The sequence below is a fragment of the Streptomyces griseorubiginosus genome (assembly GCF_017614965.1).
Taxonomy (GTDB): domain Bacteria; phylum Actinomycetota; class Actinomycetes; order Streptomycetales; family Streptomycetaceae; genus Streptomyces; species Streptomyces griseorubiginosus_B.
The window spans coordinates 1-13,510 of sequence record NZ_WVUG01000245.1 but is presented as its reverse complement, the minus strand read 5'-3'; the positions used below and the strand labels follow the sequence as shown (position 1 = coordinate 13,510).

Sequence of the window (13,510 nt, the reverse complement as noted above, 5' to 3'; positions counted from 1 at the left end):
GGGCGGGCCGGCACCGGGGTGTGCGCCAGGCTTTGCAGGTCGGCGAGCTTGCTCATGCCGATGACCGTGGCGCCGACGGTGCCGATGCCGACGCCGGACAGCACCAGGACCGTCCCGACGAACAGGCCGAACAGCACGGCCCTCAGCCGCCTCGCGCGTCGTCGCGCGGCATGCGGGCGACGGGCCGGGGTGCCGGGGCGGGCACCGCCGCCGGGGTTCCGGCCGGGCATCGGCTTGGGACGCAACGCAGTCTGTTCCATGGATCGCCTCCGGCTGGAGCACTACCCGGGGCACCGGCGCACGACGAGCCACGAACGAGTGAGACTGACCCGCGGTCAACGGCGGGAAGAGGCGTGCCGCCCGGCGCGGGCGCGAGGTCACCCGCGTGCGCCCAGCGCCCGCGCCGGCGTCGCCGCCGCCCCGGCGAGTGGCCCCACGTACACCAGTTCCCTACAGGGCACCACGCGCGGGTGGGTGAGCGGGACGGCCGTCGCGCCGGGGACCGCCGTGGCCGCCGACACGGACGGCTCGCGCCCGCACCCGGTGATCCGGGCGCCGGCGCGAGCCGCGGTGGAGCACGCGGCGCGGGCGGCGTCTCAGCCCGTGTGACCCTCGCCGTGGCCGCCGTGCGCCCCGCCGTGGTCGAACCGCATGGCCTCCTCGGGCATGACGACGAAGGGCCGCATCATGCCCATGTCCTCGTGTTCGAGGAGGTGGCAGTGGTACATGAACCGGCCGTACGCGCCGTCGAACCTCCCCATGACGCGCAGTATCTGGCCGCCGGGCACCCGGAAGACGTCCTTGTGGCCGCGCTCGTTGGGCGCGAGCGGCAGCTGCTTCGTCGCGTCGAACGCGATCGGCACGCGCGTGCCGCCCGCCGCCGGGTCGAAGCCCGAGACGTCGTAGGCGTCCCGGCCCAGCAGCTGGAAGTCGGCCAGGTGGATGTGCATCGGGTGGACGATCGGCGCGAGGTTGAGGAAGCTCCACTGCTCGTAGGAGCCCTCGGCGACGGTGAAGCCCAGGCCGTCGTTGAAGGTCCGGGAGGTGCGCCGGTACGTCTTCGTGGTGCCGTCCGCGCCGGTGAGCTGGATGACGCCGTCGGCGGGCAGCTGGAGGTCACCGGGGTCGTCGACCTCGGTCATCTCCCAGATCTCCGGGTGACCGCCGGAGCCCTTGGTGCCGGGCACGGTGAGCACGACCAGGCGGTGGCCGTGCGGGATGTCGTGCGTGAGCCGGCGGAAGGAGCCGGAGAGCACCTCGGGCAGCTCGAAGGTGTCCGTGCACTCGCCCGCCCCGACCCGGAACTCCATGACGGCCGGGTAGCGCACGTCGTTCACCGGGTCGGGCACGCCCGGGGCCTGGCCACGGCCCTTGTTGACCAGGCGCAGCTTCTTGCCGGCGAGGCCGCGGAAGTCGACGAGCAGGTCGAAGCGCTCGGCCGGCGCGGCGGTCAGCGTGGGCAGCGTCTCGTCGAAGTCGACCGGGACCGGGCGCGGCAGCAGCCCGCCGTCGCTGCCGATCTGGTGGACGACGCCCGGGACCGGGTTGTCGTCCTCGTCGACCAGGACGAGCTCGTAGATGCGCGCGTTGGAGGCGTTGACCAGCCGGAAGCGGTACCAGGCGGCGTCCACCTCGGCGTACGGCCAGATGCGGCCGTTGACCGTCGTGTACGGGCCGGTGAACGGGATGGAGACCGGCTTTCCCGTCTCCGGGTTCTGCTGCTGGACGATCACCGTCTTGTGCAGCAGCCGTCCGTTGAGCCTTCCGTCCTCGTCGGTGTCGAGGTTGCGGTCGGCGAGCAGCAGCGGGATCTCCCGGTCCCCGCCGGGCAGCCCGAGGGCGTCCTCCTCGTCGTCCCGCAGCAGGTAGGTGCCGTACAGGCCGGTGTGCACGTTCCACCGGGTGATGTTCATGGCGTGGTCGTGGTACCACCACTGCACCGCCTGGTGGTCGTTCGGGTACTCCGACAGCTGGGCGTCGCCGTACCCGACGGCGTTGTCGGCCCAGCCGTCGTTGCCGCCGCCCGTCTGCGCCCCGTGCAGATGGGTCACCGTCCAGGCGGGCAGGGCCGCGACGTCCTTGTTCGGTTCGACGCCCTCGCGGCCCGGCTCGGTGGTGGCGGGCGGAGTGCCGGGCGCGCGGACGGGTACCTCGACCGAGGTGACCGGGTACTCGCTGCCGCTCGGGACGCGGTTGGTCCAGGCGATGCGGACCCGCTGCCCCCGGCGTACCTCGATGGTCGGTCCCGGTACGTGGGCGTCGTAGCCCCACATCAGGGTCGGCGGGAGCTGCGGGTGCAGCCGGACCCAGGTGGGGCGGACAGCGATCTCCGTCTCGCGCAGGACGTCGCCCGCGCCCGGCCGCAGGACGGGCGGGACCGGTAACGGCGTCACGTACGGCACCAGTTCGTCCGGTGCCGGTGCCGCCCTTCCCGTGCCGTCGTTCTCGGTGATCCTTTCGATGATGTCGGTCAAGTCGAACACCCCCGTGTGTTCTGTTGTCTGTTCCCCTTGTCTCAGAAGACTCCTGACATCCCTGCGAAGTTCCCTGAATGTCCCGTTCCGCACGAAAAGTTTCAGTGGATGGTTTCAGTGAATGGTGACAGCGGCTCGCGGATCGGGCAGGAAGCCGTGGGTGCGCCGGGCGAGGTGGTCCGCCTTGTAACGGTCCACGGAGCGGTGCCAGTTGAGGATGCCGGCCATCCAGTTCTCCAGGTCGGCCACATAACCGCGCATGACCTCGCGGGCCTGGTCCGACAGGCCGAAGTCGTCGTAGACGACGGGCAGTTCGTGGGCGGCGACGTGCTGGAACTGGCGCATGCGCTGGGTCATGAGGTCGTGGACGACCGAGAGCGCGGTCGGGTAGTCGACGCCGAAGAAGTTCTGCACGACGAGGATCGCGTTGTGGATCTCGCCCTCGTACTCGATCTCCTTCTGGTACGAGAAGACGTCGTTGACGAGGCAGGCGTAGTCGACGGCGGCGTTCTCCAGGGAGCGGACGGGGCCGCTGCGGTAGACCTCGGGCGGTACGGCGGGTCCGTGCCCCAGCCGGCACAGGCTGAGGGTGAGGTCGGAGCCGAAGGTGGCGCGGCGCATCTCCAGGTAGTCGACCGGGTCGGGGATGCGGTTCTGCAGCTGGTTGGACAGCTCCCACACCCAGCTCTCGGTCATGACGTTCACCGCGTCCTTGAGGAAACGCCTCTCGCCGGGGGTCATCCGCGCCGTGGTGCGCGCCCACAGGTCGAGCAGTCCGCGCTCCATGCCGTTGGCCGGGACGAGGACCGGTTCGCCGTCGACGGGCATGCAGTCCGCCAGGCGCCGGGTGGTGAGGCGGGCGGCGGCCAGGTCGCGGCGGTGGCCGTGGACCAGGGGGTAGTAGTCGTCGCCGTACGTGCCCCAGGCGAGCCACTGGGAGGCGAGGTCGAGGGCGTCGGGCGTGGCGTCCGGATCGAGGCCGGCGGCGCACAGTGAGAGGTCGGCGGCGGCGAGCCTGTCCTCGTCCCAGACGCCCTCCCGCAGCATGCCCATGCGGTGCATCCAGCCGGTGAGGCGTTCCCGGGCGCCGGGCAGGTGCGGGCTCAGCTCGACCTGGAAGGGCATGTGGAAGTCGGGCAGCAGGGACGGTCCGACCTTCTGGTACGGCACGTGCGTGTACGCGCGCAGGCGCTCGGCGCCGGCCGCGGCGAGCAGCGCGCCGACATCGGCGGCGGAGGATCCGGGACCGGTCAGTCCGTGCCAGGGCCTGGCGTCACGCGCGCGTGCGTTCATGTAGCGGCTGGAGCGCATGTGCCACTCGTGGCCGCCCGACTGCCAGTCCTGCAGGCCCTGCGCGTACCGGGCGACGGCGGCGACCTCGGGCGGGGTGAGGCCCTGGTCCAGGGCGAGCGCGGGGACCTCCGTGAGCGCGGTGTGCTCGAACTGGTGCAGACGGGAGGTCAGGACGTCGTTGACGGTGTCGGCGGCCTCCTGGGTGGTGCAGCCGAAGAAGGTCTCCAGGACCAGCACGCCGTTGCTGAGCTCGCCCTCGTCCTCGACCTCGCGCTGGTAGGAGAACAGGTCGTTGCGCAGATGGACGGCGTCGGAGAAGGTCTCCATCAGCACCCGCAGCGGCCTCGACGCGGCGACCGACGCCGGGACCTCGGCCGTCGCGTACTCCACGAGGCCCGCCGACCAGGGCGCGCCGCCGACCTTGCGGCGCATCTCGATGTACTCGACCGGGTTGGCGATCCGGCCCTCGTTGATGTTGGACAGCTCCCACAGGGACTCGTTCAGCAGGTGCTCGGTCGCCACCGCGAAACGCCGGCGCCAGTCGGCGGACATCGACGGCACGGTGCGCGTCCACAGGTCCGCGAGGCCCGCCTCGACCGGGTTGTGCGGCTCGGGCACGGGGGTCGCCGGGTCCATCGGCATGAACAGCGGCAGCCGGTCCAGATAGGCCTTGCCACCGGCCCGGTCCTGGGTGCGCTTGAAGGTCTCCAGGAAGTGGTCGTCGAAGAAGAACACCCACACATACCAGTCGGTGATCAGGGACAGCGCCGGGCCGTCGCAGTCGGGGTGGGTGTAGGCGCACAGCAGTCCGTAGTCGTGCGCGTCGAGGTCGGACTGCTCCCAGATCCCGGACCCCTCCAGCATGCCCATCTCGCGCGCCCACGTCGTCGAGTGGGCACGCGCCTCGTCGACATGCGGGTTCAGCCGCGGGGGGTACGGCATGTAGAAGTGCGGGAGTTCGAAGGGCTGCTGCGTCATGGCCGGGCCCTACCCAGGGCCCTCGGGGAGCATCCGCGAGCCGGGACATGATCACACCATCGCGTGAACCGACGGGGAATCGGGAACCGGGCAGGGGCTCATGCTCCCCGCACGACCCGCCCCACCTCCGACCGGAGCGCGACGAACTCCGGCAGCCGGCGGGTGCCGATCTGGTCGCGCTTGCCGGGGAGTTCGACGGGGAGGTCGAGGACGACGCGGGAGGCGGGGCCGGGCGAGAGGACGACGACGCGGTCGCCGACGTAGACGCTCTCGTCGATGTCGTGGGTGACGAACACGATGGTGGTGGCGTCGGTGCGGTGCACCTCGAGGAGGAGGTCCTCCAGGTCCTCCCGGGTCTGGGCGTCCAGGGAGCCGAAGGGCTCGTCCATCAAGAGCAGCGAGGGACGGCAGACCAGGGCGCGGGCGATGGCGACGCGTTGCTGCATGCCGCCGGAGAGCTGCCAGGGGTGGCGGCGGGCGGTGCCGTCCAGGCCGACGCGCTCCAGGATGCGGTCGGCCTCGGCCCGTCGAGCGGCCCGGGCGAGGCCGCGTCGGCGCAGCGGGAGCGCCACGTTGTCGCGGACCGTGAGCCAGGGGAAGAGGGAGCGGCCGTAGTCCTGGAAGACGACGGCGAGATGGTCGGGTACGCCGGTGACGGGCGCGTCGTCCAGGGTGATGGTGCCCTCGCGGGCGGGCTGGAGACCGGCGACGGTGCGCAGCAGTGTGGACTTGCCGCAGCCCGACGGGCCCACGACGCACAGCAGTTGGCCGTCGGGGACGGTGAGGGTGATGTCGTGCAGGACGGGGTGGTCGCCGTAGCGCTGGCCGAGGGCGTCGAGGCGGAGGGTCACGTGGGTCTCCTTCTCCCGGTCATCCGTCGTTCGACGGCCAGGAGGGCGGTGTTGAGGAGGTGGCCGAGGACGCCGAGGAGGAGGAGCGCCGCCCACACGGTGAGCAGGTCGGAGCGGGACTGGGCGTCGGTGAGGGTGAAGCCGATGCCGTTGGCGGTGCCGGGGAGTAGTTCCGAGAACACCATGAGGATGAGGGAGAGGGACAGGCTCAGGCGCAGCCCGGCGAAGATGTGGGGCAGTGCGGAGGGCAGGAGCAGGAAGCGGAGCCGTTCGAAGGGGTTCAGGCGCAGGACGGCGGCGACGTCGAGGCGCAGGGGGTCGGTGGCGCGCACGCCCTCGGCGGTGTTGATCAGGACGGGCCACACCGCGCTGAACGCGATCGAGGCGATCTGCATCGGCGCACCGAAGGCGAACACGACGACGAAGACGGGCACGAGCGCCGGGGGCGGTACGGCGCGGGCGAACTGGAGCACCGGGTTGCACAGCGCGTACGCCCATGCCGAGCGGCCCACCAGCACGCCGGCCGCGATCCCGCCGACGGCCGCGATCCCGAACCCGGCCGCCATCCGCCCGAGACTCGGCAGCACGTCCCCGATCCCGGCCGCGCTGAGAAACGCGTGCCGGGCGGGTCCCGAGAACCACAACTCCTGCGCGCGGAGGGCGATACGACTCGGTGGCGGAAAGTACACACTCCCACGGGCCCGGGCGCCCCACTGCCAGGCGCCGAGGGCGACGAGCAGCACCACCAGCCGCAGGACGGCGTGCCGCCAGGCGAAGGCGGGGCGTGCGGCGGGCTGGGGGTGGCCGACCGTCCCCCGGCCTCCGCTCACGCAGCCGCCCTCCGATCCGGTGTCCACGGGAACAACCGCCGTTCCGCCCGGACCAGGACGCTGTTGACCGTCAGGCCGATGGTGCCCGCCCAGAGCACGCCCGCGAGGACGTCGCGGGTGCCGTCCGTGGCGAGGGAGGCCTGGGCCATGAAGATGCCGAGGCCCTCGCCGAAGCCGGAGAGGATCTCGGTGGCGACGGCGAGGATCAGCGCGATCGCCGCCGAGATACGGACACCGGCCGCGATGAACGGCGCCGTGGCGGGGAGTTCGACGCGCAGGAGGACGGAGAGGCGGCCGAAGCCGAAGGCGCGCAAGGTGTCCTTGGCCAGCGGGTCGGTCTCGCCGAGGCCGTGGATCGTGTTGAGGAGGATCGGCCACACCGACGCGTACACGATCAGCGCGACCTTGGTCTCCGTGCCCGTGCCGAGCAGCAGGGACACCAGAGGGATCAACGCCACGGAGGGCAACGGGCGCAGGAACTCGACGATCACCCGGACCGCCGAGTCGACGATCGGCACGCTGCCGAGCAGCAGGCCGAGTGGCACCGCCAGCACGATCGCCAGGCCGAGCCCCAGCGCCCATGCCCGCAGGGTCGCGACGATCCCGGTGATAAAGGCGCTGTCGCCCGCCAACTCCACGGCGCGGGCGAGGACTTCGGAGGCCGGGGGCAGATAGCCGCGCCGGACGATCCCCGCGCGGCCCACCGCCTCGCAGGCGCCGAACGCGAGCAGCACACCCAGGCCACCCAGCGCCAGTTCCTGACGTCGCTTCACGTTCCGTCGCCCCCGCCTCACTTGACCAGCAACGTCCCCGGATCGATCGGCTTCTTCAACAGGCCCTGTTTCCGCATGAGTTCGGTCAGCCGCCGCAGCTGTGCGATGTCCGTGGCCGTCGCGTACGTCGGCAGGCCGATCGAGGTGGCCTGGTCCGCGGTCACCTTGGTGTACTTGGGCAGTTCGGCCCGTACGGCCGAGGGATCGGACGTGGCGATCTTCGAGGCGGCCTCGACGGCACTCCGGAACGCGGCGGCCGCCCCCGGGTGCCCCTCGGCGAACCTACGTGTCGTGACGTACCCGCTGATGGGCAGCGAACCGACGGGCGCCGACGCCCCGTCGAGCAGCACCCGCGCCTTCAACTGGCCCTGGATCGCGCTGTCGAAGGGCTCCACGGCGTGCACGGCGTCCACCTGTCCCCGCTGCAGGGCGGGGCCCATCTGGGGGAAGGCGATCTGCCGGTACACCGGCCGCCCGACGCCCCGCTGGTCGAGGATCGCGTTCAGGGTGAGCGACTGGATGTTGTTGAGGATGTTGACGGCGACCGTCCGGCCCGCGAGACCGGCAAGGGTCTTGATGCCGGAGTCCTTCGGCACCAGGACGTCCATCATGTGCGGCGCGGTCCGCACTCCCTCGGCGAGGACGCGCACGTCGAGCGTGCCCTTCTCGTCGGCCTGCAGGAAGGTCACGTAGTTCGCTCCGGCGATCACGTCGACCTGTCCGTTGGCCAGGGCGGGCAGCGCCTGGATGCTCTGCTGGACGGGCTGGAGGGTGACGTCCAGCCCCGCCTTCTCGAACAGGCCGCGGTCGCGGGCGAGATAGACCGCCGCCGTGTCGGTCAGGGGCAGGGCGGCCACGGTGATCTTGGTGCGGCCCCCGCCCGTCGTCGTGGAGCCCCCTTTGTCGCCGCAGCCGGCGAGGAGCAGTGTCAGGGCGGCCAGGACGACCGCCGGCTTTCCGATTCCCGGCCGCAATCGACGTAACGCCATACGGGCATGACTATCAGGGAATTGTCATGATCACCACATAAGAGGGCGTCGAAGCGTCACTCTTTGGAGAAATGCGAAAGGACCTCCTCGGCCACCCACCCGAGCGCGTCGGTCAGCGCCTCGGTGGCGACCGGCAGCCACAGCGAGCAGACGGAGAGCCCCGCCTCGGCCAGCGCCCCGAGCTCGTCCCGTACGCTCTCCGCGCTCACGTCGGGGCCGCCCAGCAGGCGCCCCGGCGCCTGTACGGCAGCGGTGAACCCCGGCGGTACGAGCGAGAGGCCCGCCGTCAGCCCCAGCGTCCGCGGATCCCGGCCGGTCGCGTCCCCGAGCGCTCCGAGCCGCTCGCGCACCGCCCGCAGCCCGGCCGCGTCGAGCCCGGCGCCGTGCCAGGCGTCGCCGTACCGCAGCGCCCGGCGCAGTGCCGCATCGCTCTGCCCGCCCACCCACACGGCCGGCCCCGACTCGGTGCGCGGCCGCACACCGAGCCGTACCTCCGCTTCGTCGCGCCACAACGCCCGTACGGCGGCCAGCTGTTCGTCCGCCCGCCGGCCTCGCCCCGCGAAGGGCACGCCGACGGCCTCGAACTCCCGCTGGTCCCAGCCGGTGCCGACGCCCAGGGTGAAGCGGCCCCCGGAGAGCCGGTCGAGGGTGGCCGTCTGATGGGCGAGGAGGACCGGGTCGTACAGCGGCAGCACGAGCACGCTGGTCACCAGGCCGACGCGGGTGGTCGCCCCGGCCACGGCGGCCAGGGTCACCAGCGGGTCGGGGGTTACGCCGGTCTCGCCGGCCAGTGCGTGGCCGCTGACGAAGACATGATCGAAGCCCAGGCGCTCGGCGGTGCGGGAGGTCTCCAGCACGCCGTCGACCTCCTCCTCCCGCGCGGGCCACAGACGGTGCGGTGCCACTCCGATACGCAGCATGTCGTTCGGTCTCCCCTCGTACGGCGACGCGGACACCCGAGCCGGTGAGCGGCCCGGCGACAGACGCAACAACGCGTGCGACGCGCGCGTTCCCTTGCCCGGCGACTGGGGTCGAACTTCATCAACGGCTTCAAGTCACTGCCCACGCAGGTGTGTTGAGGCGGATCAGGGCCGCACCTGGATCAGCGCGTGGGTTCCGCCGGTCCGCCAGCGCTGCCCCTCCGCCGCCACCAGGGCGGCCTCCGTCTCCGCGGCCAGACCGGTGATCACGTCGGACTTCAGGGTGCGCAGGGACGCCACCGGGGTGGGGAAGTGAGCGGTGACCCCGGCGAACGGGGTGGTGGGCGGCCAGAGGCGGTCGCCCACCAGGCGACGGTAGTTGAGGTCGCCCTTGACGATCGTCAGGGTGCTCGGGGCGAGGTCGTCGCGGAGGTCTGCGGGGAGGTCGGCGAAGGGCAGCGGGGCGGCGGCGAAGGGGTGGGCGCGCAGGACCAGGCGCCCGTCGGTCATCGCCGCCCACAGCACCCTGCCGTACGCGGCCGCCGCGCCCTCCGCCCCGTTCAGTCGCCGCAGCGCGTCGAGCACGTCGGCGGTCGTCGCGTCGGAGACGTAGTACGGGTACGGCTTGACGTGCAGGAACGCCCGCCGCACCTGGCCGCTGCGGAGGAGGTGGGCGATGAGGAGCAGGTCGGGGATGAGTTCGCGGCCCGCGTTGTCGGCGATCAGGGACAGGGTGGCGGCGCCGGAGGGCGGGAGCAGGGACCAGAGCAGGTCGCTGTCGTCGGCGACCAGGCCGGGCGCGGCCTCCTTGGCGCCGGCGCTCGCGTCGGAGAGGCGGAAGCCGAGGTCGGCGCGGTTGCCCCAGAGGGAGCCGTGCAGGAGGGCCTGTGCCTGTTCGGCGGGCGGCAGGCCGGTGAGGCGGTCGAGTGCGGTCAGTTCCTCCGCCGTCTCCGGGGCGTCCAGCTCGGCCAGTTTGGAGGGGCGGAAGGGGTCGATGCCCTGCCAGGGTCCCTCGGTGAAGTAGCCGACGGCTTCGAGGAGTTGGCGGTAGAAGTAGCTCTCGGACCAGAGCCAGGGGAGGTCGTACCAGGAATGGCCGACGTACGCGTCGAGGCCCCACCGCGTCCAGCGGTCACGGTCGTGGGCGTCGGCCGGGAGCGGTTCGACGACGCCCTTGGTGCAGCTTTCCAGCAGGGCGTCGAGGGCGCGGTGCCGGGCGGGGTCGTACGGGAAGGCCTCCCGGACCTGCCGGATGATCGCGGGGTGCCGCTCGGCGAGGACGCCGTGGGGGAAGGAACCCGGCTCGTTGCCGAGGATCACGGGCGGCGCGGACGGGGTGTCGGGCATGCGCCTCACCGTACCGCGCGGGTCAGGCGGTCCTGATCTCCCGCTCCAGGCGTGCGGTGAGGTTCAGGTAGCGGGCGCGGCGGGTGACCGGGACCAGGCCGCGGATCATGACGTGCCACATCTCGGCGACGCGGCGCGGCTGGCGGGCGACCGGTTCCAGGTGGCGGCCGACGACGCGGGTTCCGACGAACCAGCTGACCAGGGCGTGGGCGGTGGCCTCGATATCGATGTCCGGGTGGATGTCGGACTCCCTGACCGCGCCGTGCAGCTTGCGGGAGGCGAGCTCGCGCCACTCGGTGAAGGGGTGGGTCAGCGGCGGGCGCACCTCGATGGCGCCGGTGGCGAGGCGGAGTCCGGCCCGCTGGATGGGTCCTTCGACGGACATGCGGGAGATACGGAAGGTGATGCGGATCAGGGTCTCGAGGGAGGAGTAGCCCCGGCCCTCCAGCTCCCCCGCGATCTCGCGAGAGGCCCTGGACTGAAGCTCCATGATGGCGTGGGCCAGATCCTCCTTGGCCGCGAAGTGGAAGTACAGGGCGCCCTTGGTGACTTGGGCGTGCTCCACGATGTCGCTCAGGCTGGTCGATTCATAGCCGTGGCGGTCGAACAGTTCTGCTGCGGCCGTGATGATCGTCGCGCGGGTCTGTTCGGCGCGTAACTGCCTCGCCATCGGCTGAACACTCCTGGGACTGGGAAAACGGGTCGTGCAGTATGTTTCTCACTCCCCGTACACGATATCTCACCGTACGACGGCGCCGACGGCACACCCCGAGAACGTCGACCAGCCCTGCCCGGGCGGGAGTTGGGCGCAAGCCGGGCATCGCCGAGGAAAACAGCACGCGCGGTACGGACACACCACGGAGACCTGTCGCGACACGTGTCACCGCCGCGTACGGCACGCCGGTGGACGACGACCGTCAGGGTCGGTTGAGGCATGTCCCTCCTCGATCCCCCCGCCGCGGACGCAGGGCCCACAGTACGAGGCGACCGGTTGGTTTGCCAATGAGACGAGGATGACTGCCAACTCGGCTCACCGGAGGGGCACTTATGGCGAGACAGGAGCGCGCCGTCCGGACCCGCCGGACGATCCTCGAGGCCGCGGGCGCGGTCTGCGGCGAGCACGGATACCCGTCCACGACCATCGCGATGGTGCTGACACCGGCCGAAGCCACCAAGGGCGCCCTGTCCTTCCCCTTCCCCTCGAAGGAGTCGCTGGCCCGGGCCGTGCCGGACGAGCCATACCACCGAGCCCTGGAGGGCGGGCGGGCCGGTCCCATTCGCACCGGCCCGCCCGTCGAGGGCCCGCCTCCCCATGTACGGCGTGCCGTGTCCTGTACGCGTGGCCCGCGGACGGCGTTCACTGCACCACCGTGAACGCCTCGCGCCGGTTTCCCGTACTGCAAGGGAGCAGCCCGTTCCCGTGTCGGCCGAGGAGACGTTCCGGATGGTCCGGATGACCGCATACCGCACCGCCCTGGCGGCCGCCGTCGTGACCCCGTTCCTGCTGCCGCTGTGGGCGGCCGGCCCGGCGCAGGCGCACGGCGCGCCGACCGATCCGGTCAGCCGGGGCTACGCCTGCTCCCCGGACGGCAGGGCGAACGCCAGGACGGCGGCCTGCAAGGCGGCGGTGGCGGCCAACGGCGCCCCGTTCACCTTCTGGGACGACGTACGGGTCTCGGACGTGAACGGCCGCGACCGGCAGACCATCCCGGACGGAAAGCTGTGCAGCGGCGGCCTTGCGGAGTTCAAGGGCCTCGACCTCGCCCGCTCCGACTGGCCCTCGACGCGCCTGAAGCCGGGCGCGACGCTGAACATGACGTACGCCGCGCCGATTCCGCACGCGGGCACCTTCCGGCTCTATCTCACCAAACCGGGGTACGACCCGACGAAGCCACTGACCTGGTCCGACCTGCCGGCCCAGCCGTTCGCCTCGGTCAAGGACCCGGCCCTGACCGGCGGCGCCTACCACTTCACGGCGAAGCTCCCTGCGAACCGCACCGGACGTCAGGTCCTCTTCACGATCTGGCAGACCAGCAGCACACCCGACACGTACTACTCCTGCTCGGACGTGGTGTTCCCGGGGACGGAAAGCGGCGGTACGGCGGCTTCGGCGTCCCCGTCGAGCGACGGCGGCCGGACCGCGAGCGGCACGCCCTCGCCGACGGCCGAGAAGCCACGTACGCCGGCGAGTCCCGCGCAGCGGACGCCGACGGCCGCTGCGGAGAGCGCGGCGCCGTCGCAGCCCGACAGCACGCCCGTCGCCGCCACCGAGACCGCCGACTCGGGTCCCTCCGCGCCCATGATGGCGGGCGGCGCCGCCGCGGTGCTGGTGCTCACCGGGGGCGCCGCCCTGGCCCTGCGTCTGCGTCGACGCTGAACTACCGGGCTGTGAGGGTCAGTTGACGTAGACCGTCGCGCCGTTGTCCGTCACCGGGGCGTACTTGGCGGTGAAGTAGCCGCTGCTGAAGCAGAGCGACGAGCCGGACGTCTTGGTGAACTGCTGGTTGGTGAAGTTGATGCTGGCGTCGGTGTTGCTGGTGGTGCCGGTCAGGCTGGGGGCCTGGTAGACGCAGGAGATGGAGCCCAGCAGGGTCTTCAGCTTGACCGTGGTCTGGATGGTGGAGCCGCTCGCCGGGGTCACGGTGAGCGTGCCGTCGGAGGCCACGCTGGTGGTGTACGGCAGGTTGTCGACCGTGATGCTGGTGACGCCGGTCACGCCGAGGACGTTGCTGGTGCAGCTGCTGCTGTCGAAGGTCTGCGCGCCGACGGACTCGGTGGCGGTGCCGGGGGCGCTGGGGTTGTCCGTGACCGTGGCGGTGAACGTCGAGGACGTGCAGGAGACACCGCTGGTGCCGGTCGCGCTGGAGTACAGCGTCGCGGCGGTGCCGCTGGCGAGCGGCGCGCTGAGGACGTCGCCGACCGCGACGGCGGTGCCGCCGGTGGAGCCGGTGGTCAGCACGGGGGTGTCGGCCGCGGACGCCGGCATGGCGGCCGGGATGGAGAGGGCGGCGACGGTGCCGACGAGGGTGAGGAGGGTGCGAGTGCGCATGCGAGT

11 protein-coding genes and 2 pseudogenes are annotated in these 13,510 nt (G+C 71.8%); 2 read left to right on the top strand and 11 right to left on the bottom strand.

From position 1 onward, the window contains the following. From GRC12_RS32815 to GRC12_RS32770, 10 genes and pseudogenes are all read right to left on the bottom strand, one after another. Positions 1-260: pseudogene (locus tag GRC12_RS32815) on the bottom strand (PDZ domain-containing protein); the annotation flags it as partial. A 336-nt stretch (positions 261-596) separates the two neighbouring features. Further along, positions 597-2,474 (bottom strand): O-aminophenol oxidase PhsA, encoded by a 1,878-nt coding sequence (phsA, locus tag GRC12_RS32810; protein WP_208783256.1) that lies wholly within the window; start codon positions 2,472-2,474, stop codon positions 597-599. A 114-nt stretch (positions 2,475-2,588) separates the two neighbouring features. Beyond that, positions 2,589-4,745 carry a germacradienol/geosmin synthase Cyc2 gene (gene cyc2 / locus GRC12_RS32805; protein WP_208783255.1) on the bottom strand — a complete coding sequence of 719 codons (2,157 nt, stop codon included), beginning with the start codon at positions 4,743-4,745 and terminating at the stop codon, positions 2,589-2,591. Positions 4,746-4,843: 98 nt separating this feature from the next. Continuing rightward, the gene (locus GRC12_RS32800; protein WP_208783254.1) at positions 4,844-5,596 is read right to left on the bottom strand and encodes an ABC transporter ATP-binding protein; all 753 of its coding nucleotides are present in this window, start codon (positions 5,594-5,596) and stop codon (positions 4,844-4,846) included. Further along, positions 5,593-6,453, bottom strand: a complete 861-nt coding sequence (locus tag GRC12_RS32795; RefSeq protein WP_308286692.1) for an ABC transporter permease — start codon at positions 6,451-6,453, stop codon at positions 5,593-5,595. The genes GRC12_RS32800 and GRC12_RS32795 overlap by 4 nt, the downstream gene beginning before the upstream one ends. Then, positions 6,423-7,199, bottom strand: coding sequence for an ABC transporter permease (locus tag GRC12_RS32790; RefSeq protein WP_208783253.1), 777 nt, complete (start codon positions 7,197-7,199; stop codon positions 6,423-6,425). The genes GRC12_RS32795 and GRC12_RS32790 overlap by 31 nt, the downstream gene beginning before the upstream one ends. Positions 7,200-7,216: 17 nt before the next feature. Further along, entirely contained in the window at positions 7,217-8,188 is a 972-nt protein-coding gene (locus GRC12_RS32785) for an ABC transporter substrate-binding protein (protein WP_208783252.1), read from the bottom strand. Positions 8,189-8,244: 56 nt separating this feature from the next. Next, positions 8,245-9,108, bottom strand: coding sequence for a TIGR03619 family F420-dependent LLM class oxidoreductase (locus tag GRC12_RS32780; RefSeq protein WP_244374133.1), 864 nt, complete (start codon positions 9,106-9,108; stop codon positions 8,245-8,247). A 165-nt stretch (positions 9,109-9,273) separates the two neighbouring features. Next, positions 9,274-10,455, bottom strand: a complete 1,182-nt coding sequence (locus GRC12_RS32775; protein WP_208783251.1) for a damage-control phosphatase ARMT1 family protein — start codon at positions 10,453-10,455, stop codon at positions 9,274-9,276. Between the two features lie 22 nt (positions 10,456-10,477). Then, entirely contained in the window at positions 10,478-11,125 is a 648-nt protein-coding gene (locus GRC12_RS32770; protein WP_208783250.1) for a ScbR family autoregulator-binding transcription factor, read from the bottom strand. Between the two features lie 377 nt (positions 11,126-11,502). Here GRC12_RS32770 and GRC12_RS45920 point away from each other — a divergent pair. Together GRC12_RS45920 and GRC12_RS32760 are read left to right on the top strand one after the other, a co-directional pair. Beyond that, positions 11,503-11,691 (top strand): annotated as a pseudogene (locus tag GRC12_RS45920) (TetR family transcriptional regulator); the annotation flags it as partial. Positions 11,692-11,899: 208 nt separating this feature from the next. Next, on the top strand, positions 11,900-12,832 hold the full coding sequence (locus GRC12_RS32760) for a lytic polysaccharide monooxygenase auxiliary activity family 9 protein (protein WP_208783246.1): 933 nt from the start codon (positions 11,900-11,902) through the stop codon (positions 12,830-12,832). A gap of 18 nt (positions 12,833-12,850) precedes the next feature. On the opposite strand, the gene GRC12_RS32755 is transcribed toward GRC12_RS32760, so the two are convergent. Beyond that, complete coding sequence (locus tag GRC12_RS32755; RefSeq protein WP_208783258.1) at positions 12,851-13,504, bottom strand: Tat pathway signal sequence domain protein; 654 nt, start codon at positions 13,502-13,504, stop codon at positions 12,851-12,853. Between the last annotated feature and the right edge of the window lie 6 nt (positions 13,505-13,510).

What these genes read in the sequence shown, in the direction of transcription:
- cyc2 (WP_208783255.1), bottom strand. Translation starts at nt 4,745, where the DNA reads ATGACGCAGCAGCCCTTCGAACTCCCGCACTTCTACATGCCGTACCCC.
- GRC12_RS32760 (WP_208783246.1), top strand. Translation starts at nt 11,900, where the DNA reads ATGGTCCGGATGACCGCATACCGCACCGCCCTGGCGGCCGCCGTCGTG.
- GRC12_RS32770 (WP_208783250.1), bottom strand. Translation starts at nt 11,125, where the DNA reads ATGGCGAGGCAGTTACGCGCCGAACAGACCCGCGCGACGATCATCACG.
- GRC12_RS32780 (WP_244374133.1), bottom strand. Translation starts at nt 9,108, where the DNA reads ATGCTGCGTATCGGAGTGGCACCGCACCGTCTGTGGCCCGCGCGGGAG.
- GRC12_RS32775 (WP_208783251.1), bottom strand. Translation starts at nt 10,455, where the DNA reads ATGCCCGACACCCCGTCCGCGCCGCCCGTGATCCTCGGCAACGAGCCG.
- GRC12_RS32785 (WP_208783252.1), bottom strand. Translation starts at nt 8,188, where the DNA reads ATGGCGTTACGTCGATTGCGGCCGGGAATCGGAAAGCCGGCGGTCGTC.
- GRC12_RS32755 (WP_208783258.1), bottom strand. Translation starts at nt 13,504, where the DNA reads ATGCGCACTCGCACCCTCCTCACCCTCGTCGGCACCGTCGCCGCCCTC.